The 21,921-nt window shown below is 72.6% G+C and carries 19 protein-coding genes; 9 read left to right on the forward strand and 10 right to left on the reverse strand.

Annotated elements, in window-relative coordinates; all coding sequences use genetic code 11:
• Positions 1-308: 308 nt before the first annotated feature.
• From D3272_RS22795 to D3272_RS28120, 3 genes are read right to left on the reverse strand one after another with little or no spacing between them, the layout of a single operon-like run.
• Positions 309-2,561, reverse strand: a complete 2,253-nt coding sequence (locus tag D3272_RS22795) for a xanthine dehydrogenase family protein molybdopterin-binding subunit (protein WP_129221519.1) — start codon at positions 2,559-2,561, stop codon at positions 309-311.
• Positions 2,562-2,571: 10 nt separating this feature from the next.
• Entirely contained in the window at positions 2,572-3,549 is a 978-nt protein-coding gene (locus tag D3272_RS22800; RefSeq protein WP_129221520.1) for an FAD binding domain-containing protein, read from the reverse strand.
• Positions 3,546-4,220, reverse strand: coding sequence for a 2Fe-2S iron-sulfur cluster-binding protein (locus D3272_RS28120; RefSeq protein ID WP_129221521.1), 675 nt, complete (start codon positions 4,218-4,220; stop codon positions 3,546-3,548). Before D3272_RS28120 ends, D3272_RS22800 begins: the two co-directional genes overlap by 4 nt.
• Before the next feature lie 251 nt (positions 4,221-4,471).
• On the opposite strand from D3272_RS28120, the gene upp reads away from it, so the two are divergent.
• From upp to D3272_RS22820, 3 genes are all read left to right on the forward strand, one after another.
• Complete coding sequence (upp, locus tag D3272_RS22810) at positions 4,472-5,101, forward strand: uracil phosphoribosyltransferase (RefSeq protein WP_129221522.1); 630 nt, start codon at positions 4,472-4,474, stop codon at positions 5,099-5,101.
• Positions 5,102-5,111: 10 nt separating this feature from the next.
• Complete coding sequence (locus D3272_RS22815) at positions 5,112-6,281, forward strand: winged helix-turn-helix domain-containing protein (protein WP_129221523.1); 1,170 nt, start codon at positions 5,112-5,114, stop codon at positions 6,279-6,281.
• Between the two features lie 103 nt (positions 6,282-6,384).
• Positions 6,385-7,233, forward strand: a complete 849-nt coding sequence (locus D3272_RS22820; protein WP_129221524.1) for a DUF4336 domain-containing protein — start codon at positions 6,385-6,387, stop codon at positions 7,231-7,233.
• Here D3272_RS22820 and D3272_RS22825 read toward each other — a convergent pair.
• Entirely contained in the window at positions 7,184-7,996 is an 813-nt protein-coding gene (locus tag D3272_RS22825; protein ID WP_245496737.1) for a DUF72 domain-containing protein, read from the reverse strand. The genes D3272_RS22820 and D3272_RS22825 overlap by 50 nt on opposite strands.
• Before the next feature lie 61 nt (positions 7,997-8,057).
• Entirely contained in the window at positions 8,058-9,629 is a 1,572-nt protein-coding gene (gene guaA, locus D3272_RS22830) for a glutamine-hydrolyzing GMP synthase (protein WP_129221592.1), read from the reverse strand.
• Positions 9,630-9,825: 196 nt separating this feature from the next.
• Between guaA and D3272_RS22835 the strand changes: the two genes are divergently transcribed.
• Positions 9,826-10,041: a hypothetical protein gene (locus D3272_RS22835; RefSeq protein WP_129221525.1), complete on the forward strand. Its 216-nt coding sequence runs from the start codon at positions 9,826-9,828 to the stop codon at positions 10,039-10,041.
• 55 nt (positions 10,042-10,096) lie between these two features.
• A complete protein-coding gene (gene aat, locus D3272_RS22840; protein WP_129221526.1) occupies positions 10,097-10,759 on the forward strand; it encodes a leucyl/phenylalanyl-tRNA--protein transferase in 663 nt (220 codons plus the stop codon).
• A 21-nt stretch (positions 10,760-10,780) separates the two neighbouring features.
• Here the strand turns inward: aat and D3272_RS22845 are convergent, their stop codons facing one another.
• Together D3272_RS22845 and D3272_RS22850 are read right to left on the reverse strand one after the other, a co-directional pair.
• Entirely contained in the window at positions 10,781-11,500 is a 720-nt protein-coding gene (locus D3272_RS22845; RefSeq protein ID WP_428978013.1) for a DUF2155 domain-containing protein, read from the reverse strand.
• A gap of 185 nt (positions 11,501-11,685) precedes the next feature.
• Entirely contained in the window at positions 11,686-12,129 is a 444-nt protein-coding gene (locus tag D3272_RS22850; protein ID WP_245496738.1) for an NADH:ubiquinone oxidoreductase subunit NDUFA12, read from the reverse strand.
• 445 nt (positions 12,130-12,574) lie between these two features.
• On the opposite strand from D3272_RS22850, the gene D3272_RS22855 reads away from it, so the two are divergent.
• Entirely contained in the window at positions 12,575-16,300 is a 3,726-nt protein-coding gene (locus D3272_RS22855; protein WP_129221528.1) for a vitamin B12-dependent ribonucleotide reductase, read from the forward strand.
• Positions 16,301-16,398: 98 nt separating this feature from the next.
• Here D3272_RS22855 and D3272_RS22860 read toward each other — a convergent pair whose 3' ends face one another.
• Complete coding sequence (locus tag D3272_RS22860) at positions 16,399-17,766, reverse strand: sensor histidine kinase (protein ID WP_129221529.1); 1,368 nt, start codon at positions 17,764-17,766, stop codon at positions 16,399-16,401.
• Between the two features lie 44 nt (positions 17,767-17,810).
• A complete protein-coding gene (locus D3272_RS22865) occupies positions 17,811-18,476 on the reverse strand; it encodes a response regulator (protein WP_129221530.1) in 666 nt (221 codons plus the stop codon).
• A gap of 130 nt (positions 18,477-18,606) precedes the next feature.
• Between D3272_RS22865 and D3272_RS22870 the strand changes: the two genes are divergently transcribed.
• The 3 genes from D3272_RS22870 to deoC all read left to right on the forward strand — a co-directional run bounded on the left by D3272_RS22870 (position 18,607) and on the right by deoC (position 20,668).
• Positions 18,607-19,155, forward strand: coding sequence for a hypothetical protein (locus D3272_RS22870; protein ID WP_129221531.1), 549 nt, complete (start codon positions 18,607-18,609; stop codon positions 19,153-19,155).
• A gap of 120 nt (positions 19,156-19,275) precedes the next feature.
• The gene (locus D3272_RS22875; RefSeq protein ID WP_129221532.1) at positions 19,276-19,719 is read left to right on the forward strand and encodes a hypothetical protein; all 444 of its coding nucleotides are present in this window, start codon (positions 19,276-19,278) and stop codon (positions 19,717-19,719) included.
• A gap of 184 nt (positions 19,720-19,903) precedes the next feature.
• Entirely contained in the window at positions 19,904-20,668 is a 765-nt protein-coding gene (deoC, locus tag D3272_RS22880) for a deoxyribose-phosphate aldolase (RefSeq protein WP_129221594.1), read from the forward strand.
• Between the two features lie 69 nt (positions 20,669-20,737).
• Here deoC and D3272_RS22885 read toward each other — a convergent pair whose 3' ends face one another.
• Entirely contained in the window at positions 20,738-21,910 is a 1,173-nt protein-coding gene (locus D3272_RS22885; RefSeq protein ID WP_129221533.1) for an efflux RND transporter periplasmic adaptor subunit, read from the reverse strand.
• Positions 21,911-21,921: the final 11 nt, after the last annotated feature.

Here is a 21,921-nt window from a genome sequence, read left to right on the forward strand (position 1 = left end):
CGCCGCCGTCGATGAGCGGTTTATAGAACCCACCAACCAAGCCCGTCAACGCCGAAATTCACAAAAGTGCAAAAATCAGCGGCAGCGTTCGGAGTTGCCGCGGGCGGGCCGGACTCGGCGGCCAGGGGGCAAGGGAATGACGGGACTCTCCCCCTGCCCTGCCCCGGGCCGAGGCGGCAGCCCGCCGGGGCGGCCCCCGTCCCCTCATCCGACCCCGCTGCGCGGGGCCACCTTTTCCCGCAGGCGGGAGAAGGGCAGCGCACGACGGGGCCGGGTTGTCGCGGCAGACGGGAGAAGGGGAAGTGCGATCAGCCGCCTTGCGTGGCCGCCGGGACGGCGCTGCGGCGCTCGGGACGGTCGCGCGCCTCGAAGCCCGCCAACACCTTGTCGAGCGTCAGAGGGTAGTCGCGGATGCGCACGCCGGTCGCGTTGTAGACGGCGTTGGCGACCGCGGCCCCTGCCCCGCAGATGCCGAGTTCTCCGATGCCCTTGCTCTTCAACGGGTTCGACTTGTCGTCGAGTTCCGGCAGAAAGACGGCATCGATGGCCGGGATGTCGGCGTGGACGGGCACGTGGTACTCGGCGAGGTTGTGGTTGACGAACATGCCGAAGCGCGGGTCGAGCGCCACGGCCTCCGTCAGCGCCGCCCCGACTCCGAAGATCATGCCGCCGATCGCCTGCGAGCGGGCCGTCTTGGCATTGAGGATGCGACCGGCCGTGAAGACGCCGAGCATGCGGCGCAGCCGGATCTCCCCGGTATCCATGTCGACGCCGACCTCGGCGAAATGGGCCCCGTAGCTCTGCTGCGAATAAAGCTTGTGCATGGTGCCGGGCTCGATGCCGCCGTCGGCCTCGATCCCGGACGGGCCGGCGAGGCTCGCCAGGGTGACGGAGCGGTTGCCCTCGGTGATGCGGCCGTCCCGGAAGGTCGCGCCATCCGACATGCCGGCCGCCGCCAGCAGCTTGCGGCGCATCACCAGGCAGGCGTCGTAGAGCGCCGATCCGGCACTGCCCGCCCCGAAGGAGCCACCGGAGCCCGACGACATCGGGAAGTCCGTGTCGCCGAGTTCCGTCCGCACCATCTCGGGCGGCAGCCCCAGGAGTTCGGAGGCGATCTGGGTCAGGATGGTGTAGGAGCCCGTCCCGATGTCCGTCATGGCGGCCCGCGTCGTCGCGATTCCGTCCGGCCCGATGCGCACCCAGGCCTTTGCGGGCTGCAGCGGGTTGCCGCGGCTCGCGGCCGCGACCCCGAGGCCCACGGTCCACTGACCGTCCCGCACGCCGCCCGGCGTGGCGACGCGCTTGTCCCAGCCGAACATCTCGGCGCCGTGGCGCAGGCACGGCACCATGGCGCGCGTCGAATAGGGGATCAGCTTGGTGGGGTCCTGGCTGGCGTCGTTGCGGATGCGCAACTCCACCGGGTCGAGCTTCAGCGCCTCGGCCAATTCGTCCATGGCGCATTCGATCGCCAGCATGCCGACGGCTTCGCCCGGGGCGCGCATGGCGGAGGCCGTGGGAATGTCGAGTTCTGCCAGGCGATGCTGCGTCAGGATATTGGGGGTGGCGTAGAGCGAGCGCGTCACCTCGGCGGCCGCCTCGAAGTTCTGCTCGCCGACCTGGTTGCCCGACCAGGAGCGATGCGCCACCGACACCAGCCGGCCGTCACGGGTCGCGCCGAGGCGGATCCGCTGCACCGTGTCCGACCGATGGAAGGTCGAGTGGAACACCTGCTGGCGGGTGAGGGCCAGCTTGACGGGCCGATCCACCACCTTGGACGCCAGCGCCGCCAGCACGGCGTCGGGGTGCGGCGTCAACTTGGCGCCGAAGCCACCGCCGACGTAGCGGCTGACGATGCGGATGTTGTCCTTGTTCATGTTGAGGACCGACGCCAGGATCGCCTGACCGCGGTTCGGCATCTGGTTGGCGGTGAACAGGATCAGCTGGCCGCGCCGCCAATAGGCCAGTGTGGCATGCGGTTCCATCATGGCATGGGTCTGCAGCGGGGTCGTGTACTGCACTTCCACCTTGACGGGCGCCGACGCGAAGGCGGCATCGGCGTCGCCGACCGACGTATCGGCCGGCGACGTGCCCCGGTCCTTGGGCTTCACGGCCCGGTCGAGGTTGGCGTCCAACGCGGCATTGACGGGGTCGGGCGCATAGCCGACCGCGACCGCATAGGCGGCGGCCCGCGCCTGCTCGAAGCTGTCCGCCACCACGCAGGCCACCGCCTGGCCGTAGTGGTCGATGCGGTCCGATGCCAGCTGCGGCTCGACCTGCTGGCTCGCCGAGCCCTGCTTCGGGGCGTTGCGGTAGGTCAACACCGCCACCACGCCCGGCATGGCTTCGGCTGCCGCGGTGTCGAGCGTAGCGATGCGGCCCCGGGCGATGGAAGCCGGCACGAGGTAGCCGTAGGCGATGTTCTCCGGCTCCCGGTACTCGTAGGCGTAGGTGGCGGTGCCGGTGACCTTGGACGGGCCGTCGACACGGTCGAGCGGCTTGCCGACGATGCCGTCCGTGATCGTGTCGAGCGGCGTGGTCCCGACGGGGTGCGTCATGTCCATGAAAGGCTCCTCACGCCTTGGTGACGTCGGCGACGACGGCCCGCAGCGTGCGGCGCGTCAGCGGGATCTTGAAGTCGTTGGAGCCGAAGCCGCGGGCACCGAGCAGCACGGCATCGGCGGCGGCGTCGACCGCATCCGGGCCGCCCTCGACGAGGGCCCGCTCGGCCTCGGGGACGCGCCAGGGCTTGTGGGCGAGGCCGCCGAAGGCCAGCCGTGCCGAGGCGATCCTGCCGGCCTTCGCCTGGATCACGGCCGCGACCGACACCAGGGCGAAAGCGTAGGAGGCGCGGTCCCGCACCTTGCGGTAGACATGCGTGCCGACGACAGGCTTCGGCAGCGTCACGCCGGTGACGAGCTCGCCGGGCTGCAGCACGGTCTCGACCTCGGGCGAGGAGCCCGGCAGCCGATGGAAGTCGGCGATCGGGATGGTGCGGGCGGTGCCGGCGGGCGTCAGCGTCTCGACCTCGGCGTCGAGCGCCCGCAGCGCCACGCACATGTCGGACGGGTTGGTGGCGATGCAGCGGTCGCTCGCCCCCACGATGGCGTGGATGCGGTTGAACCCGCCGATCGCCGAACAGCCGGAGCCCGGCTCGCGCTTGTTGCAGGGTTTGGACGTGTCGTAGAAATAATAGCAGCGCGTCCGCTGCAGCAGGTTGCCGGCCGTGGTGGCCTTGTTGCGAAGCTGGCCGGTGGCTCCGGACAGCAGCGCACGGCTCAGGACGGCATAGTCCCGGCGCACCCGCATGTCGGCGGCGAGGTCGCTGTTGCGCACCGATGCACCGATGCGCAGCCCGCCCTCCGCTGTCGCCTCGATGCGGTCGAGGCCGAGGCGGTTGACGTCGACGATGTGCGACGGCGTCTCGACCTCCAGCTTGGCGAGGTCGAGCAGGTTGGTGCCGCCGCCGATGAACTTGGCGCCGGCCTTGCCGGCCACCGCCGCGACGGCGGCCTGGGGCGTCGCCGCCCGCTCGAAGGTGAACTCCTTCACAGCGCGATCTCCCCGTCGGGGCCGACGCCCCCGCCATCCTTGATGGCCGCCACGATGTTGGGATAGGCGGCGCAGCGGCAAATGTTGCCGCTCATGCGCTCGCGGATCTCGACGTCCGACAGCCGCGGTGCCCCGGACAGGTCGGCCGTCACGACGCTGGGCATGCCGGCCTTGGCTTCGGCCAGCATGCCGATTGAGGAACAGATCTGCCCGGGCGTGCAATAACCGCACTGGAAGCCGTCGTGGTGGACGAAGGCGGCCTGGATGGGGTGGAGCGCCGCGCCCTCGGCGAAGCCCTCGATGGTCTGCACCCGGTCCCCCTCGTGCATGGCGGCGAGCGACAGGCAGGAATTGATGCGGCGGCCGTCCACCAGAACCGTGCAGGCCCCGCACTGGCCGTGGTCGCATCCCTTCTTCGACCCGGTCAGGCCGATGTGTTCCCGCAGAGCGTCGAGCAGCGTGGTGCGGGGGTCGAGTTCAAGCGCGTGGTCGAGGCCGTTGACGTTCAGCGTCACCGGCACTCGCACGGAAGAACTCGCATCCCGTCCGGGAGCCGCGGGCGTGGCGGCCCGCGCCGCCTCGGGCGCGACGCTGCCGAGAACGGCGAGGGCCGCCGTGCCTTCCAGCACGGTGCGGCGGGAGACCCGAAAGGGCCCTGTCGTGTCGTCCATGGGAATCCTCTTTCCGCGTGACGGCGGATCCGGCGAGACCGCGTGACGGCGGCCCGGCTCCCCTGCTCAACGCAGCGGCATGCCGCCCAGGTTCGGGGGTGCGGCATCGCAGCTTGGAACATGTCCAAGTCTTTAATCGGCGGTCCGCCGCCGCTCGCCGTCGGCGCCGCGCCCGACGGGCGTTTCCGGGGCCCGTCCGGCATGTTAGGCGGAACGCCAGGGCGCGGACCGACGCGCCGCCGGGGGCCGCCATGGACAACGTCACGATCGTCGCTCACCCGCTAGTGCAGCACAAGCTGACGCTGATGCGCGAGGAAGAACGATCCACCAAGGGGTTCCGCCAGCTCCTCAACGAGATCGGCATGCTGCTGTGCTACGAGGTCACGCGCGACCTGCCGGTCGAGCTGGTGGAGATCCGCACGCCGCTGCAGCCCATGATGGCGCCGCGCATCTCGGGCAAGAAGCTCGTCTTCGCCCCCATCCTGCGGGCCGGCGTCGGCTTCCTCGACGGCATGCTCGACCTCGTGCCCTCGGCCCGCGTCGCCCATATCGGGCTCTACCGGGACCCCGAAACGCTGCAGGCGGTGGAATATTACTTCAAGGCGCCGGTCGACATCGCCGACCGGCTGACCATCGTCATGGATCCCATGCTGGCCACGGCCAATTCCGCCATCGCCGCCATCGACCTCCTGAAGCAGCGCGGCGCGCGCGAGATCCGCTTCGTGTGCCTGCTGGCGGCCCCGGAGGGCGTGGCGAAGCTCCGGGCGTCCCACCCGGACGTGTCCATCTGGACGGCCTCGGTGGACGAGCGGCTGAACGAGCACGGCTACATCGTGCCGGGGCTCGGCGACGCCGGCGACCGGATGTTCGGGACCAAGTAGGACTCCCGCCATGGACTCGCTGTCGGCCCGGGAGGCGCGCCGGATCGCGCTGGCGGCACAGGGCTTCGACCGCGCGCGGCCAGAGGGCGGCGCCACGCCAAGGGCGCTGGCCGGGACGCTGGCGCGGCTGCACCTCCACCAGGTCGACAGCGTCAACGTGCTGGTGCGGGCGCATTACCTGCCGGCCTTCTCGCGGCTCGGCCCCTACGACCGCGGGCTCATCGACGCGGTGGCCTGGGGACCGTCGCGCGGGCGCAAGCTGTTCGAATATTGGGCGCACGAGTGTTCGCTGCTGCCGCTCGGCCTGCACCCCCTGCTCCGCTGGCGCATGGCGCGGGCCGACCGGGGGATCGGCTGCTACGGCGGGCTCCGGCATTTCGCCGGCGAGGCGCGGCCCGTCGCCCTGGCGGTGCTGCAGCGGATCCGCGCCGAGGGCGCCTTGTCGGCGGGCGACTTCGACGCGGGCAAGGGCAAGGGCGGCTGGTGGGGCTGGGGCGAGACCAAGGGTGCCCTCGAATGGCTGTTCTGGGCCGGCCACCTCACCACGGCGACGCGCCGCGGCACCTTCGAGCGCGTCTACGACCTGCCGGAGCGCGTGCTGCCCCCTGCCCTGCTCGCCCTGCCGACGCCCGGCGAGGCCGAGGCGCACCGGGCGCTGATCGCGCTGTCGGCGCGGGCGCTCGGCGTGGCGACGGCCGGCGACCTGCGCGACTATTTCCGGCTCGGGCCCGAGGACGCGCGCGGCGCCATCGCGGCGCTGGTCGACGAGGGCATGCTTCGGGCCGTCGCGGTCGAGGGCTGGCAGAAGCCGGGCTACCTCCACGCCGAGGCGCGGGTGCCGCGGCGGGTCGCGGCCCGGGCGCTGCTGGCGCCCTTCGATCCGCTGATCTGGGAGCGGGCCCGCACCGAGCGCCTGTTCGGGTTCCGCTACCGGATCGAGATCTACGTGCCGGCGGAGAAGCGCCAGCACGGCTATTACGTGCTGCCGTTCCTGTTCGGCGACCGGCTCGTGGCACGGGTGGACCTCAAGGCCGACCGCGCCGCCGGGCGTCTGCTCGTCAAGGCCGTGCATTGGGAGCCGGACCCGCCGCCCGAGGCCCCGGACGCGCTGCAGGCGGAGCTGGACGCCATGGCGAGGTGGCTGGGCCTCGCGCCCGAGGCGCCGACGGTTCCCGCCTGACACCGCGAAAGCGAAGCCGGGTGGGCGCGCGCCGCAACCCGCGTCGCGTCCCGCGCGTCGTTCCCTGGGCCGCGCCGCCCGCGCGGTCGCCGCGGAGACGCCCATGACCGGACACGCCGATCCCTTGCCCGATGCCCTGCCCGAAGGCCTCACGCCCGTCGACGACGGCCTGTGGACCGTCGAGGCCGAACCCATCCGGGCCGGCGGCATCCTGCCCCTGCCCCTTCGCATGGTGGTCATCCGCCTCCCCGACGGCGGCCTGCTCCTCTATTCGCCGACGCGCTTCACGCCGGCGTTGAAGCGCGCGGTCGAGGCCCGGGGACCGATCCGCCACCTCGTGGCGCCGAACGTCGCCCATTGGATGTTCCTGCCCGATTGGCAGCGTGCCTGTGCCGACGCCGTCGTGTGGGGCGCACCCGGCCTGCGGGACCGCGCCCAGGTGCGGGCGGCGGGCCTGCGGGTCGACCATGACCTCGGGCCGGTGGCGCCGGAGGCTTGGCGCGACGCGATCGAGCAGGTCCTGGTCAGGTCGGGGCCCTTCGCCGAGGTCGCCATGTTCCACAGGGCGAGCCGAACGCTGCTCGTCGCCGACCTCGTCCTCAACGTCCCGGGCGAGGGCATGCCGCCCCTGGCGCGCGGGTTCGGCGGGCTCGCCGGCATCCTGGCGCCGAACGGCAAGGCGCCGATCTACCTGCGCGCGCTGCTGAAGCTGAACGGGCGCGCCGTGGCGCGGGCCGCCGACCGGCTCGTGTCGCTGCAGCCCCGGCGCGTCGTCATGAGCCACGGGCAGCCCTTCGAGGACAGGGCGGCGGAACGGCTGGCGGCCTCGCTCGCGGACCTCCGCGGCACGGGCTCGGGTCCGTCGGCGGCGACGCTGGCGGGCCTCGCCGGTGCCGCGCTGCTCATCGGCCTGGGGCTGCGCCGGTGGCGGCGTCGCCGTGGCCGTCGCTGAGGGCCGCCACGCGCTCCATCAGGGCCAGCGCATCGTCGGGCGCGGCGCCCGCCGCCGTATTGTCATAGACCACCCAGGTCTCGGCCCCGGCCTCGGCCGCCGCCGCGGCCGCCCGGGCATGGCCCGCCACGGCCGCGGCGCCATAGGCCGACCAGTACATGGTGGGTGACCCGTGCAGGCGCGCATAGGCCAGGCCGGCCCAGCCGCCGGGGCGGGCCGCGGCCGGGACGGGCGCGGGATCGGCGGCGACGCGGGCCACGCGGTGGCGGACCAGCAGGGCTTTGGCCTCGGCGCCGAACCAGCTCGGGTGGCGGGGCTCGCAGGCGGCCGATCCGCCGACGATCGCGGCCAAGGCGGTGAGGAAGTCCTCGGCCGCCGCCGGGTCGAAGGCGAGGCTCGGCGGCAGCTGCACCAGGACCGGGCCGCGCCTGGCGCCCAGGCCGTCGACCTCCTCGGCGAATCGCGCCACGAGGTCGGCGCAGCCGACGAGGCGCCTTTCATGCGTGACGGCCTTGGGCAGCTTGACGGCGAAGCGGAAGTCCTCCGGCACGCTCGCGGCCCAGCGCGCGTAGGTGGCGCGGCGGTGCGGCCGGTAGAAGCTGGAATTGACCTCGACGCAGCGGAACCGCGCCGCATAGCGCTGGAGATGGCTGCCGGATGCCGGAAAGCGATCCGCCATGGCGGCCGGCACCGACCAGCCGGCGACGCCGACGCGGATCTCGGCGGAGGCCGCCGGGGTCGGGCCGGTCGCCGGAGGCGTCACGGCACCGGACCGTCGCGCCGCGGGCGGGCCGGCGCCGGACCCGTCCCGGAGGCCGGTCCCCTCACTCCCACTCGATCGTGCCGGGCGGCTTCGACGTGACGTCGTAGACGACGCGGTTGATGCCGCGGACCTCGTTGATGATGCGGGTGGCGGTACGGCCGAGGAACGTCATGTCGAAGGGGAAGAAATCCGCCGTCATGCCGTCGGTCGAGGTCACGGCCCGCAGGGCGCAGACCTGGTCGTAGGTGCGTCCGTCCCCCATCACCCCGACGGTGCGCACCGGCAGCAGCACCGCGAAGGCCTGCCAGATCGTGTCGTAGAGACCGGCGCGGCGGATCTCCTCGAGGTAGATGGCGTCGGCCTTGCGCAGGATGTCGAGTTTCTCCTGCGTCACCTCGCCGGGGCAGCGGATGGCGAGGCCCGGGCCCGGGAACGGGTGGCGGCCCACGAAGGCCGGCGGCAGGCCGAGCGTGCGGCCGAGCACCCGGACCTCGTCCTTGAACAGCGCGCGCAGCGGCTCGACGAGCTTCATCTTCATGCGCTCGGGCAGGCCGCCGACGTTGTGGTGCGACTTGATGGTGACGGCGGGGCCCCCGGTGGCCGACACGCTCTCGATCACGTCCGGATACAGCGTGCCCTGGGCCAGGAAATCGGCGCCGCCGAGCTTCTTCGCCTCGGCGTCGAAGACGTCGATGAACAGCCGCCCGATCGTCTTGCGCTTCGCCTCGGGGTCGGTGACGCCGGCGAGGGCGCCCAGGAACATGTCGGACACGTCGGCGTGGACGAGCGGGATGTTGTAGTGGTCGCGGAACAGACCCACGACCTCGCTGGCCTCGCCGGCGCGCAGCAGGCCGTGGTCGACGAAGACGCAGGTCAGCTGGTCCCCGATCGCCTCGTGGATCAGCACGGCGGCCACGGCCGAATCGACGCCGCCCGACAGGCCGCAGACGACCTTCGCGGAGCCGACCTGCTCGCGGATGGCGGCGATGGCCTCCTCGCGGAAGGCCGCCATGGTCCAGTCCGCCTTCACGCCGGCGACGCGGAACAGGAAGTTCTCGATCAGCCGGGCGCCGTCCGGCGTGTGCACGACCTCGGGGTGGAACATCAGGCCGTAGTAGTGGCGCGCCTCGTCGGCGATCACCGCATAGGGGGCGTTCTCGCTGGCTGCGACGACGTGGAACCCGTCCGGCAGCACCGTGATGCGGTCGCCATGGCTCATCCACACGGGGTGGCGGGCGCCGGGCTCCCACAGGCCGTCGGTGAGGGGGCTGCGGGCCGACACCTCGACGTCGGCGCGGCCGAACTCGCGGTGGTGGCCGCCCTCCACGACCCCGCCGAGCGCGTGGGCCATGGCCTGCTGGCCGTAGCAGATGCCCAGCACCGGCAGGCGGGACGCGAAGATGGCGGGCGCGGCCCTGGGCGAGCCTTCGTCCGTGATGGACGCCGGGCCGCCCGACAGGATCACGGCCCGGGGATTCAGTGCGGCCAGGGCCGCCTCCGCCTTGTCGAAGGGCACGATCTCGCAATAGACCCCGGCTTCGCGCACGCGCCGCGCGATCAGCTGCGTCACCTGGGAGCCGAAGTCGACGATCAGCACCTTGTCGTGCTGCGCCGCCGGACCGGGCTGCTCCATCCTGGAGGCCGAGCCTCCGCCACCCTGTGTCATCGATCCCGTCCCACCTCGGCCGCGCGGCTTCGGGGGGCGCGGCGCATCCCCGGTCCCGGCAGGCTATGCCCCCCAGGGTGAACGAAGATCAACAGTTTTTGCACGCGGCCTTTGACCCGGCGGCAAGGCGCGGCCCCTTATGGTGGCGGGACAGGAGATTCGCATGTCCGTCCTTCTTCGGCATCCCGCCACCGTGCCGGCCCTCTTCTCCCGCGCCATGGACGCCGAGCGCCCGTCGGAGCGCGAGATGCGGGCCTGGCGCAGGATGGCGTCGAGCGCGCCCTTCATCGCGGTCTCGGGCTGGGCCACCGTGATGCTCATCGACGTGCCGCTGGTGAAGGCCGCGACGCTGTTCGCGGGGCTCGGCTTTCCGCGCTGAGCCGGGCACGCCCACCGCGCTTGCCCGCCGGCTCCGGCCGCGCCACCTTCGCGACATGTCACCCCAAAGACCGCCGCCGGCCATCACGCCGCAGATCCTGCTCCGCGCCTATTCCATCGGGCTTTTCCCCATGGCGGAGGGCGCCGACGACCCTTCCCTGTTCTGGCTCGACCCCGAGTTGCGGGGCATCTTCCCCCTCGACGGCATGGTGGTGTCCCGCTCCCTCGCAAAGTCGATGCGGCGGGACCGTTTCGTCGTGACGGTCGACCGGGACTTCGACGCCGTCCTGGAGGGCTGTGCCGCCGCCGCCCCGGACCGGCCCGAGACCTGGATCAACGACCAGATCCGCGGGCTCTACCGTGACCTCTTCGACCTCGGCTACGCCCATACGGTCGAGGCCTACCGCGACGGCGCCCTCGTGGGCGGCCTCTACGGCGTCGCGCTCGGCGCGGCCTTCTTCGGCGAATCCATGTTCCATCGCGACACCGACGCTTCGAAGGTGTGCCTGCTGCATCTGGCGGCACGGCTGCGCGCCGGGGGATTCGAGCTCCTCGACACGCAGTTCGTCACGCCGCACCTCGCCACGCTCGGTGCCGTTGAGATCCCGCGGGCCCGCTACCGCAAGCGCCTGGCCGAGGCCGTGAAGCGGCCCGCCCGGGCCGAAGCCTGGGCCTCGGCGCCCCTGGCGGGGAGCGACGTGCTCGACATCCTGAGCTGACGGGCCGGACGGCCCGGGCCGTCAGTGGCCGTTGCCGGCGGGGTCGCGCGGGGGCAGGTCGGACGGATATTGGCTCGCCGGGAAGAAGCGCTGCGTCGGCTCCTGGCGCGGCGCATCGGCCGGCTCCGGGCGCGGCACGGCTCGGGCGGCGCGCTTCGGCCTGGGCCTGGGTGCGACGGGTGCCGGGACCGTGCCGGGCGCCGGGACCGTGCCGGCTGCCGGCGCGGCCGCGCCCGGCACCGGGGGCGAACCCTCGGCCGGGGCCGTGGCCACGGCGGCGCCGTCGGCCTCGGCCGTCTGGGGCTGGTCCACCACGGTGTCGCCGGGCTGCTCGCACCCCGTGAGCCAGATGTCGTAGATGGGGTGTTCGAGCCCGTGCAGGCCGGGGCTGGCGGCGAACATCCAGCCCGAGAAGATACGCTTGAACTCGCGCTTGGCCGAAACTTCGTCGATCTCGACGAAGGTGTCGGTCTGCGGCGCCTCCTTGGCGGGCCGCGTGTAGCAGGCCCGCGCCGTGACCTGGAGGGAGCCGAACTGCACGGTCTCCCCCATGGCGGCCTTGAACGAGATGATGCGGCCGGTGATCTTGTCCAGGCCGGAGAAGACGGCGGTGCCGTTCTTGATCTTGTCGGCGCGGGCGGGCGCGGGGGCGACGAGCAGGGCGACCAGGGCGAGGCCGGCCGGGACCAAGCCTGCCGAGACCAGAGCGCCGCCGATGGTGGAGATGCGTGAAGCCGCCAAGGTGCTCGCCCGTTTTCGATAGCGCGACGCCCCGCGGTCGCCGCATTCCTGTCGCGCCCGCTTGTGGCGATACGAGGGCCCGACCCATGCGGCCGGGACAGCACGCCTTCGGTGGAAGGCCGGGCCATCCTCGTCCCGACGCGTCAGGATCGCTGGTGCGCCATCACCATGCCTGGACGACGCCCCTAGCCCGGCGTCCAGGCGTCGTAGTCGCCGCCGGTGCGGGGGCGCGTGCCATCCTTCAGCAGGGAGCCCGGCGGGCGATAGGCGGCGGGCGTCCCGGTCATGTTGGGGAGATAGGGCTTCTCCCAGGCCCGCGGCACGTAGTCGGAGCGGGTCGGGGGCTCGTCGGTCTGGTGGTGGAGCCAGCCGTACCATCCGGGCGGCGTCGCCGACCCCTCGCTCTCGCCCCGGTAGATGACCCAGCGCCGCTCGAACCCGAGCGCGGGATCGATGCGGCCGCCGATGGCGCGGTAATAGGTGTTGCCGAACTCGTCGTAGCCGACGACCTCGCCGTTGCGGCTGGTCCAGAAACGGGTGTTGACGGTGGCACCGGTCCACCAGGTCGCGAAGCGGAGGAAGCGCGTCTTGAATGTGACGCGCTCTTCGGGCGGGGCCGGATAGGACAAGGGGCAACTCGCTGTCGGGTTCGCTGACGACGGAATAGGGCGCCGGGCGCGCGGAGTAAAGGCGAGGCGCCCCCGCCGGGGCGCGGCACGGGGTCTGCCCGGCGGAGCGACAAGCCGGCCAAAGGTTTTTGCGGTTGATAAGTCGGCCGGCGTCGCGGCTGCCGCTGCGCCCGCGCCTGCGACGATGTTGCGGAAACGCCCCATTCCGCCGTCACTTATGGTTTTGCCCGCCGCGCCGGCCGGCCGGCTGCCGTAGCGCCCGGCGATTCGACTCAGGCCGGCGTGGTAGCCATATTGGTAACCCAGATGCCGATAGATCGGCTGCCGGTCTTCGGTGCGCGGCAGGGCCTCGGGCCCGCCGCGACCACGGGGTCCGACCTCGGCTCCCCGGCCTCCGGGTCGGGCCCCACGGGTCGCCGGCGCGCAGCGAACGGATAGAATCACCATGCAGATCGAGCGCCGCTACACCAAGGCCGTCGGCACCCCCTATGCCGAGATCCCGTTCAGATCGGCGAAGAGCGAGATCCGCAATCCCGACGGCTCGATCGTCTTCGCCCTCGAGAACTTCGACGTCCCGGCCGCCTGGAGCCAGGTCGCCTCCGACGTGCTGGCGCAGAAGTATTTCCGCAAGGCCGGCGTTCCGGCGCGGCTGAAGCGCGTCGAGGAGAACGACGTTCCCTCGTTCCTGTGGCGCTCGGTGCCCGACGAGGCGGCCCTCGCCGCCCTGCCCGAGGCGGAGCGCTTCGGCCCCGAGACCTCGGCCAAGCAGGTGTTCGACCGCCTCGTCGGCACCTGGACCTATTGGGCCTGGAAGGGCGGCTACTTCGGCGACGAGGCCGACGCGCATGCCTTCCACGACGAGCTGCGCTTCATGCTGGCCCGCCAGATGGCGGCGCCGAACTCCCCGCAATGGTTCAACACCGGCCTCCACTGGGCCTACGGCATCGACGGGCCCGGCCAGGGCCACCATTACGTCGACTACCGCACCGGGGCACTGGTGCGGTCGACCTCGGCCTACGAGCATCCGCAGCCCCACGCCTGCTTCATCCAGGGCGTGCAGGACGACCTCGTCAACGAGGGCGGCATCATGGACCTGTGGGTGCGCGAGGCGCGGCTGTTCAAGTACGGCTCGGGCACCGGCACCAACTTCTCGCGCCTGCGGGGCGAGAAGGAGAAGCTGTCGGGCGGCGGCAAGTCGTCGGGCCTGATGAGCTTTCTCAAGATCGGCGATCGCGCCGCCGGTGCCATCAAGTCGGGCGGCACCACGCGCCGCGCCGCCAAGATGGTGGTGGTGGACGCCGACCACCCCGACGTCGAGAGCTACATCGACTGGAAGGTCAAGGAGGAGGAGAAGGTCGCCGCGCTGGTCACGGGCTCGCGCCTGACGCGCCGCCACCTCAAGGCCGTGCTGCGGGCCTGCGTCAACTGCGAGGGCCCGGGCGACGATTGCTTCGAGCCCGAGAAGAACCCCGCGCTGAAGCGCGAGATCAAGGCCGCCCGCAAGGTCATGGTCTCGGACAACATGATCAAGCGCGTGATCCAGCTGGCGCGCCAGGGCCACACCGCCATCGACTTCGACGAGTTCACGGCCGACTGGGACTCGGAGGCCTACCTCACGGTGGCGGGCCAGAATTCCAACAATTCCGTCCGCATCACGGACGGGTTCCTCCACGCCGTCGAGGCCGACGGCCCGTGGTCGCTGATCCGCCGCACCGACGGCAAGGTCGCCAAGACGCTTCAGGCCCGCACGCTGTGGGACAAGATCGGCTATGCCGCCTGGGCCTCGGCCGACCCCGGCCTGCAGTTCCACACCACCATCAACGATTGGCACACCTGCCCGGCTTCGGGCGAGATCAGGGCCTCGAACCCCTGCTCCGAATACATGTTCCTCGACGATACGGCCTGCAACCTCGCGTCGCTGAACCTGATGCAGTTCAAGGGCCCGCGCGCCGGCACGCTGGACGTGGCCTCCTACGAGCACGCGGTGCGCCTCTGGACGCTGGTGCTCGAGACCTCCGTGCTGATGGCGCAGTTCCCCTCCGAGGAGATCGCGCGCCTGTCCTACGACTACCGCACGCTCGGCCTCGGCTTCGCCAACCTCGGCGGCTTCCTGATGTCGTCGGGCCTCGCCTATGACTCTGATGCCGGGCGAGCGATCTGCGGCGCGCTTTCGGCGCTGATGACGGGCGTGTGCTACGCGACCTCGGCCGAGATCGCCGGCGAGCGCGGCGCCTTCCCGGGCCACGCTCCCAATGCGGAATCCATGCTGCGGGTGATGCGCAACCATCGGCGCGCCGCCTATGGCGAGGTTTCGGGCTACGAGGCCCTGTCGGTCGCCCCGGTGGCGCTCGACCGGTCGGCGACGCCCGATCCCGACATGGTGGATGCCGCCCGCCGCGCCTGGGACCTCGCGATTTCGCTCGGCGAGCGGCACGGCTACCGCAACGCCCAGGTCTCCGTCGTGGCCCCCACCGGCACCATCGGCCTCGTGATGGACTGCGACACGACCGGCATCGAGCCCGACTTCGCGCTGGTCAAGTTCAAGAAGCTCGCTGGCGGCGGCTACTTCAAGGTGGTGAACCGCGCCGTGCCGGATGCCCTTCGGGCGCTCGGCTACCGCGAAAGCGACATCGCCGAGATCGAGGTCTATGCCGTCGGCCACGGCAACCTGCGCCAGGCGCCGGGCGTCACGGTGCCGGCCCTCAAGGCCCGGGGCTTCACCGATGCCAAGCTCGAAGCTCTCGACAAGGCGCTGGTTTCCGCCTTCGACATCAAGTTCGCCTTCAACAAGTGGACGCTGGGGTCGGACTTCCTGGTCGACGTGCTGAAGGTGCCGGCCGACCGGCTGGAGGAGCCGGGCTTCGAGCTCCTGCCCTTCCTGGGCTTCACCAAGGCCGACATCGAGGCCGCCAACATCCACGTCTGCGGAGCCATGACGCTGGAGGGGGCGCCGCACCTCAAGCGCGAGCACTACCACGTCTTCGATTGCGCCAACCCCTGCGGGCGCACCGGCAAGCGCTACCTGTCGGTCGAGAGCCACATCCGCATGATGGCGGCGTCGCAGCCCTTCATCTCGGGCGCGATCTCCAAGACCATCAACATGCCGAACGACGCGACCGTGGAGGGCTGCAAGGAGGCCTACATGCTGTCGTGGCGGCTGGGCCTCAAGGCCAACGCGCTCTACCGCGACGGCTCGAAGCTGTCGCAGCCGCTGAACTCGCAGCTCATCGCCGACGAGGAGGACGAGGACGGCCTCGACGAGCACCTCGCCGCCACCATGCCGGCGCGGGCCGCCGAGGTGGCGGAACGGATCGTCGAGCGCGTGGTGGAGCGGATCGAGCGCCAGCGCGAGCGCGAGAAGCTGCCGGCCCGCCGCAAGGGTTACACGCAGAAGGCCACGGTCGGTGGCCACAAGGTCTACCTGCGCACCGGCGAATATCCGGATGGGCGGCTCGGCGAGATCTTCGTCGACATGCACAAGGAGGGCGCCGCCTTCCGGTCGCTGATGAACAACTTCGCCATCGCGATCTCGCTCGGCCTGCAATACGGCGTGCCGCTGGACGAATACGTGGACGCCTTCACGTTCACCCGGTTCGAGCCGGCCGGTCCGGTCCAGGGCAACGACGCCATCAAGAACGCGACGTCGATCCTCGACTACGTGTTCCGCGAACTCGCCGTCTCCTACCTCGACCGCACGGACCTCGCCCATGTGGTGCCGAGCGACATCGGCTTCGACGTGCTCGGCACGGGCGAAACGGAGGGTCGCTCGGGCGGCGGCGAAGGCCGGGCCGCCCCGGTGGCGAGCCCCGTCTCCAAGGGCCTCGTCCGCTCGAAGACCGACAGGTTCATGCTGGTCGGCGGCACCACCCGCGCGGCTCCCGTTCCGGAAGCCCGCTCCGGCGCCGCTCCCCTGAAGGCCTACGGCGTCGAGGGGGCGACGGCCCTCAAGCGCGACGCCGAGCAACAGGCCACGACGGAGCTGTCGGCTCTCGCCTGGAGCGAGCCGCAGGGCTTCGCGGCGGCCAAGGCGGCGGTGGCGGACAAGAAGGCCGAAGCCCGTATGAAGGGCTATGTCGGCGAGGCCTGCCCGGAATGCGCCAACTTCACCATGGTGCGCAACGGCACCTGCCTGAAGTGCGAGACCTGCGGCGCCACTACGGGCTGCAGCTGACGCGGCCGGCCGCGACCGGGCGAGCGGAGACGGGCCTCGGCCCACCCGCTCGCCGCCGGGGGTTGAGTGGGGTTTGCCGCTGACGCCGTCGTCTGCGCTCACGCGGCCGCCGGAAGGTCCAGCGCGACCCTGAGCCCCCCGAGAGTCGAGCGCGACAGCGACACGGCACCGCCGTAGAGTTCCGCCAGCTCGCGGGTGATGGGCAGGCCGAAGCCGTGGCCGGGGGCGCTCTCGTCGATGCGCTGGCCGGGCTTGAGCATGTCGGCCTGGCGGTCCTCGGGGATGCCGGGCCCATCGTCCTCGACGGCGAGCCGGAGCCGCTGCCCATCCGTGCGGGCCGCGACCGCGACGCGCCCGGTCGCCCACTTGCTGGCATTGTCGAGAAGGTTGCCCAGCATCTCGTCGAGGTCCTGGGCCTCGACGGCGGCGGCGAGGCCGGGGTCGATATCGACCGCGACGGCGAGCCGTTTGTCGGCATAAAGCTTGGTGAAGACCGCCACGTGGCCGGCGACGGCCTCGGCCAGCGGCACCCGGGCCCGGCTGTGGGTCCCCAGGGCGGCCGCCCGGGCGCGGGCGAGGTGGTGGCGGATCAGCCGATCCATGCGGTCGACGAGCGGGCGCAGCTGCCCGTCCGGCACGCTCCCGGGCCGATCGATCGCCAGCGCCAGCGTCGCCAGCGGCGTCTTGAGCCCGTGAGCCAGGTTGGCCACGTTGCGTCGGGCGCGTTCGAGGTTGGCGTGGTTGTCGTCGAGAAGCTGGTTCAGCTCGGCCACCAGGGGCCGCACCTCGCGCGGTTGGGGGCCGCCGATCCGCTCGGCCCGGCCCGCCCGCACCCGGGCGAGCTCGGCGCGCAGCCGCCCGAGCGGGCGCAGGCCGAGGCGAACCTGCAGCAGCACGCCGAGCAGCAGCGCGGCGCCGAGCAGGCCCAGGATGCCGAGGACCGGCATCATGACGTCCCACAGCGGCCCCAGCACAGCTTCGAGGGGCGCGGCGGCCGCGACCGTCACGGCGCGGCCTTCGAGGTCGAGCCGCCGCAGCCGGACGCGCAGCCGGGCATCGTCCGGGCCCCTGCCATCGGCCGTCAGCGGCGCGCCCGGCGGACCATGCGGGGCGGCCTCCGCCGCCGCCACCGCGCGGGGAGGCCGGGACCGCGACGCCAGCACCGGCCCCGGCGCCAGCACCACCCAGGACCAGCCCGAGCCGGGGCGATCGAAAGGCGGGCCGTCGACGGACCGGTCGAGCACCCAGGCCCCGTCCGGTGCCGGCCGCAGCGCATCCGTGACGGTGATGATCTGGGTGTCGAGCCGCCCGTCCACCTGGCCCTGGATGAAGCGCCGCAGCGCCAACTCCATGGCGGCGCCCGTCGCGGCGAGGGCGAGCAGGATCACCGCCGTCGCGGCCAGCAACAGCCGGGCACCGAGCGAGGCCGGCAGCCAGGGCCGCGGCCCCGGGGCTCCCGGGCGCATCCGGCCCGGGACATCATCGGGCGCCGGTCCCGCATGCGGCGGCATCAGGCCGGCTCCGCCGAGAGACAATAGCCGCGCCCCCGCACCGTCTTGATGAGGGCCGGCCCGATCTTGCGGCGCAGCCGCGCGATGATGACCTCCATGGAGTTGGAATCGACGTCCGCGTCGCCGTCGTAGACGCGCTCCAGCAGGTCGAGCCGCTCGACCACGTGGCCGGCCCGCAGCATCAGGCAGGCGAGGACCCGCCATTCGAGCGCTGTGAGGCGCAGCGGCAGGCCGTCGAGTTCGAAGGTCCCGACCTGGGCGTCGAACGACAGGGCGCCGCAGTCGATGCGCGGCGAAGCGTGGCCGGCGGCACGGCGCACCATGGCGCGCACGCGCAGCACCAGCTCCTCGACCCGGAAGGGCTTCACGAGATAGTCGTCGGCGCCCGCCTTGAAGCCCGCGACCTTGTCGGACCAGTTGTCCCGCGCCGTCAGGATCAGCACGGGGAAGCCGAGGCCGGCGGCGCGCCAGGCCCGCAGCACCGCGGCGCCGTCCTTGAGCGGGAGGCCGAGGTCGAGCACGACGGCGTCGAGGCGCTCCGTTTCCCCGAGGTGCTGGCCGTCCTCGCCGTTCTCGGCGACGTCGACGACGAAATTCTCCTGGCGGAGATGGCGGGCGATGGCGGCCGACAACGAGCGGTCGTCCTCGACGAGCAGGATTCTCATGGCGGCGACGGGCTCCGGACGGCGCTGCGGTTACGCTCCCGCCTTAAACCGAAGCTGAACGGGCGGATTCAGCGTGGGTTCCCGGCAGCCCGGTACAAGACGGCATCCGAAGCGAGACGGGAACGCCGCCATGACCGAAGACGCCAACCCCACCACGACCGGTGGCACGAGACCATCCCGCTGGCCGGGGATGCGGGCCGGCCGGCCGGCCGTCGGTCGGAGGTCGCTGGCGCTCGTCGCCGCCCTGATCGGCGCGGCCGCGATCGGCGCCGGCGCCACCGCCCTGGCCCAGAGGGGACGCGTGACCCTGGTGGCGCTGGCACCGGCGCCGATCTCCGTCATGCGGGACGACAGCGCCGTCGCCATCAAGGGCCAGGTCGCCGACATCTTCGGCAACAAGTTCGTGGTGCAGGACCAGGGCGGTCGTGCCCTGGTGGACACCGGCCGTGCGGGCGAGGGCGGCGGGCTCGTCGCGCCTTCCGAGACCGTCATCGTCCAGGGCCGCTTCGAGCGCGGCTCCATCCATGCCGTCGCCGTGCAGCACGCCGATGGCCGGACCGACATGGTGGGGCCGCCCGGCCCCCCGCCCGGCCCCCCACTCGGCCCCTTGCCCGGCCGCCCACCCGGCCCCGTGGCCGGCGCCGCGCCCCCGGCGACCCCCGTTCCCGGCTCCCCGTGATGCCGTGGCCGAGCCGCGCGCCGTGACGGGCGCGGCCCGCGACGACCGGCCCGGCACGCCGCCGGGCCTTCCCCCCCGACCAGACCGGCATCACCCGATGCCGCCCCACCGGAGATCTCCATGAAAACCTTCCTGATGTCGGGCATCGCGCTCGCCGTGTTCGCCGGCGCCGCGCTGGCCCAGACCGCCGGTCCCGCACCCGCGGGCGCCGCCCCCACCCCGATGGCCGCCCCCGCGGCCGCTCCGGCCCCCGGCGCTCCGGGCACCCCTGGCGCTCCCGGCGCCCTGCAGCCCCAGCCGCCGCGCGGTCCGGCCGCCATGCTGCCGCCGCCCCCGCCGCCCCCGGGCGGTCCCGGCGCCATGATGCCCCCGCCGCCCCCGGGTGGTCCCGGCGCCATGATGCCCCCGCCGCCGCCGCCGCCGCCGCGCGGCGCCCACATCCACCTCCAGCGCGGCGACCTCGTGCTCGACGTGAAATGCCCCGACGACGAGGCCATGGGAACCTGCTCCGACGCGGCCCTGCGGCTGCTCGATCGGGTCCAGGCCGCTCCCGCGACCCGCTGAGATCCAGGGCCGCCCGGCGGGGCGGCCGCACGGGGACACCGGTGCGCGGGACGTCCCGCGCACTGGCCAGGGCGCCGGTTTTGGTCGACATAGGTCCTTGGGGCCGCCGTGACGGCGCCCGAGGGAGGTCGCGATGACGGACGGCAATGGCGCGGCGCCGGCGGGCCGCACGGTGGTGGACGACATGGTGTTGCACCGCGCCGTCGCGGCCCGGGCCTTGGCCTGCCTCGACCTCACGGACCTGTCGGACGCCTGCGACGCGGCCGCGGTGGAGGCGCTCTGCACCCGTGCCGCGACACGGCACGGGCCGGTCGCCGCCGTCTGCCTGTGGCCGCGGTTCGTCGCCCAGGCCCGCGGCATCCTCGGCCCGAACTCTGCGATCCGGATCGCCACCGTGGTGAACTTCCCGTCCGGCGACGGCACCATCGCCGGGACCGAGGCGGAAGCCCGGGCCGCCGTGGCGGCAGGTGCCGACGAGGTCGACGTCGTGATCCCCTATCGGGCGCTCATGGCGGGAAACGGCGGCGCCGTGGACGCCACCGTGGCGGCCGTGCGGGCCGCCTGCCCCACGGCCCTGATCAAGACCATCCTGGAGAGCGGCGTGTTGGCCGATGACGGCCTCATCGCCGAAGCCTCGCGCCGGGCCATCGCGGCGGGCGCCGACATGCTGAAGACGTCGACCGGCAAAGTGGCGGTCAACGCCACGCCCGAGGCGGTCGCCACCATGCTGCGGGCCATCCGCGAGGCCGGGCGGCCCATCGGCCTCAAGGCGGCGGGCGGCATCGGCACGACGGCGGTGGCGGGCCGCTACCTCGCCCTCGCCGACGACGCCATGGGGCCGAGCTGGGCGAAGCCCGCCACCTTCCGCTTCGGCGCATCGGGCCTCCTCGACGATCTCCTGGCCGTGCTCGACGGACGCCCGACGGGCCGTCCGGCGACGGGCTACTGAGGCTCGGCCAGGCCCGCCGTCTCCGATCGGCTCATGCCGCTACGGCGTGAGCCCAGCGAGCCCAGAGCCTCAGGACGGCGGCGCACCGCCCTCCTCCAGCGGCTTGACCGGCATGCCGGGGCCGATCTTCTGCAGGTTGCCGGTGATGACGCGGTCGCTCTCGCCGACCCCCTTCAGCACCGCCACGAGCGCGCCTTCGGACGGGCCCAGCACCACGGGACGCTGCTCGACCTTGTCGCCTTCCCCGGCGACCATGACGTATTTGCCGAGCTGGCTCGACCCCACCGCCACCTGCGGGACCAGCAGCGCGTCCGGCTGGTCGCGCAGGTGCACGCGCACCCGGACATATTGGCCCGGGAGCAGGCTGAGGTCGGCATTGGCGATGGTGGCCCGGGCCACGACGGTGCCGGTGGCACGGTCCACGCTGTTGTCGACGAAGCTGAGTTCGCCCTTGTGGTCCGGCACGGCCTCGCCCGGCACCGACACGTCGACCGAGACGGTTCCGGCGCGCCGGGCCTTCTGCAGCTCGACGAGGTCCGTCTCGCCTGGGTTGAAGGTGACGTAGACGGGGTCGATCTGCACCAGCGTGTTCAGCACCGTGGTGCCGGCCCCCGCCAGCGTGCCGATGGCGGCCTGGTTGCGGCCGAGCCGGCCCGGGAAGGGCGCGCGGATCTCGGTATAGGCGAGGTTCAGCTGGGCGGCGCGCTGCGCGGCCCGGTCGGCGACCAGCGCGGCCTCGGCCTGCCGCAGGCCGCTGCTGCGCTGGTCGAGGCTGTCCTTGGCGAGGTAACCGCTCTTCGACAGGGCGTCGCCGCGGTTGAAGCTCGCCGTCTGGTAGTCGAGCGAGGCCTGGTCGCGCTCGATGGCGGCATTGGCCTGGTCGAGGGCGACCTGGAAGTCGCGCGGGTCGAGGCGGTAGAGCAGGTCGCCGGCCTTGACGTCCGTGCCGTCGGGGACCCGCTGCTCGACGACATAGGCCGACACCTTGGCCTGGAGCGCGATGCCCCGCACCGCCTCGGTGCGGGCGGCATAGTCGAGCACCACCGGGATGGTGCGCTTCACCACGCGGGCGACCGGCACCGGCATGACGAAGGGCGGCGGGGCGGTCTGCGCCGCGGCGGGCGTGGCGCCCGCCGCGTGGAGGAAGGGCAGCCGGTCGACCAGGGTGGGGTCGGCCCGGTAGGCCAGGGCGGCGGCGACCGCGAGCGCGACGGCGCCGAGCGGCAGGTTGCGGAAACGCATGACGGGTCCTC

Source organism: Lichenibacterium ramalinae, assembly GCF_004137085.1.
In the GTDB taxonomy this organism is placed as follows: domain Bacteria; phylum Pseudomonadota; class Alphaproteobacteria; order Rhizobiales; family Beijerinckiaceae; genus Lichenihabitans; species Lichenihabitans ramalinae.

What these genes read in the sequence shown, in the direction of transcription:
- D3272_RS28120 (WP_129221521.1), bottom strand. Translation starts at nt 4,220, where the DNA reads ATGGACGACACGACAGGGCCCTTTCGGGTCTCCCGCCGCACCGTGCTG.
- D3272_RS22885 (WP_129221533.1), bottom strand. Translation starts at nt 21,910, where the DNA reads ATGCGTTTCCGCAACCTGCCGCTCGGCGCCGTCGCGCTCGCGGTCGCC.
- guaA (WP_129221592.1), bottom strand. Translation starts at nt 9,629, where the DNA reads ATGGAGCAGCCCGGTCCGGCGGCGCAGCACGACAAGGTGCTGATCGTC.
- D3272_RS22815 (WP_129221523.1), top strand. Translation starts at nt 5,112, where the DNA reads ATGGACTCGCTGTCGGCCCGGGAGGCGCGCCGGATCGCGCTGGCGGCA.
- D3272_RS22860 (WP_129221529.1), bottom strand. Translation starts at nt 17,766, where the DNA reads ATGCGCCCGGGAGCCCCGGGGCCGCGGCCCTGGCTGCCGGCCTCGCTC.
- D3272_RS22865 (WP_129221530.1), bottom strand. Translation starts at nt 18,476, where the DNA reads ATGAGAATCCTGCTCGTCGAGGACGACCGCTCGTTGTCGGCCGCCATC.
- deoC (WP_129221594.1), top strand. Translation starts at nt 19,904, where the DNA reads ATGGTGTTGCACCGCGCCGTCGCGGCCCGGGCCTTGGCCTGCCTCGAC.
- D3272_RS22835 (WP_129221525.1), top strand. Translation starts at nt 9,826, where the DNA reads ATGTCCGTCCTTCTTCGGCATCCCGCCACCGTGCCGGCCCTCTTCTCC.
- upp (WP_129221522.1), top strand. Translation starts at nt 4,472, where the DNA reads ATGGACAACGTCACGATCGTCGCTCACCCGCTAGTGCAGCACAAGCTG.
- D3272_RS22870 (WP_129221531.1), top strand. Translation starts at nt 18,607, where the DNA reads ATGACCGAAGACGCCAACCCCACCACGACCGGTGGCACGAGACCATCC.
- aat (WP_129221526.1), top strand. Translation starts at nt 10,097, where the DNA reads ATGTCACCCCAAAGACCGCCGCCGGCCATCACGCCGCAGATCCTGCTC.
- D3272_RS22875 (WP_129221532.1), top strand. Translation starts at nt 19,276, where the DNA reads ATGAAAACCTTCCTGATGTCGGGCATCGCGCTCGCCGTGTTCGCCGGC.
- D3272_RS22795 (WP_129221519.1), bottom strand. Translation starts at nt 2,561, where the DNA reads ATGGACATGACGCACCCCGTCGGGACCACGCCGCTCGACACGATCACG.
- D3272_RS22855 (WP_129221528.1), top strand. Translation starts at nt 12,575, where the DNA reads ATGCAGATCGAGCGCCGCTACACCAAGGCCGTCGGCACCCCCTATGCC.
- D3272_RS22820 (WP_129221524.1), top strand. Translation starts at nt 6,385, where the DNA reads ATGACCGGACACGCCGATCCCTTGCCCGATGCCCTGCCCGAAGGCCTC.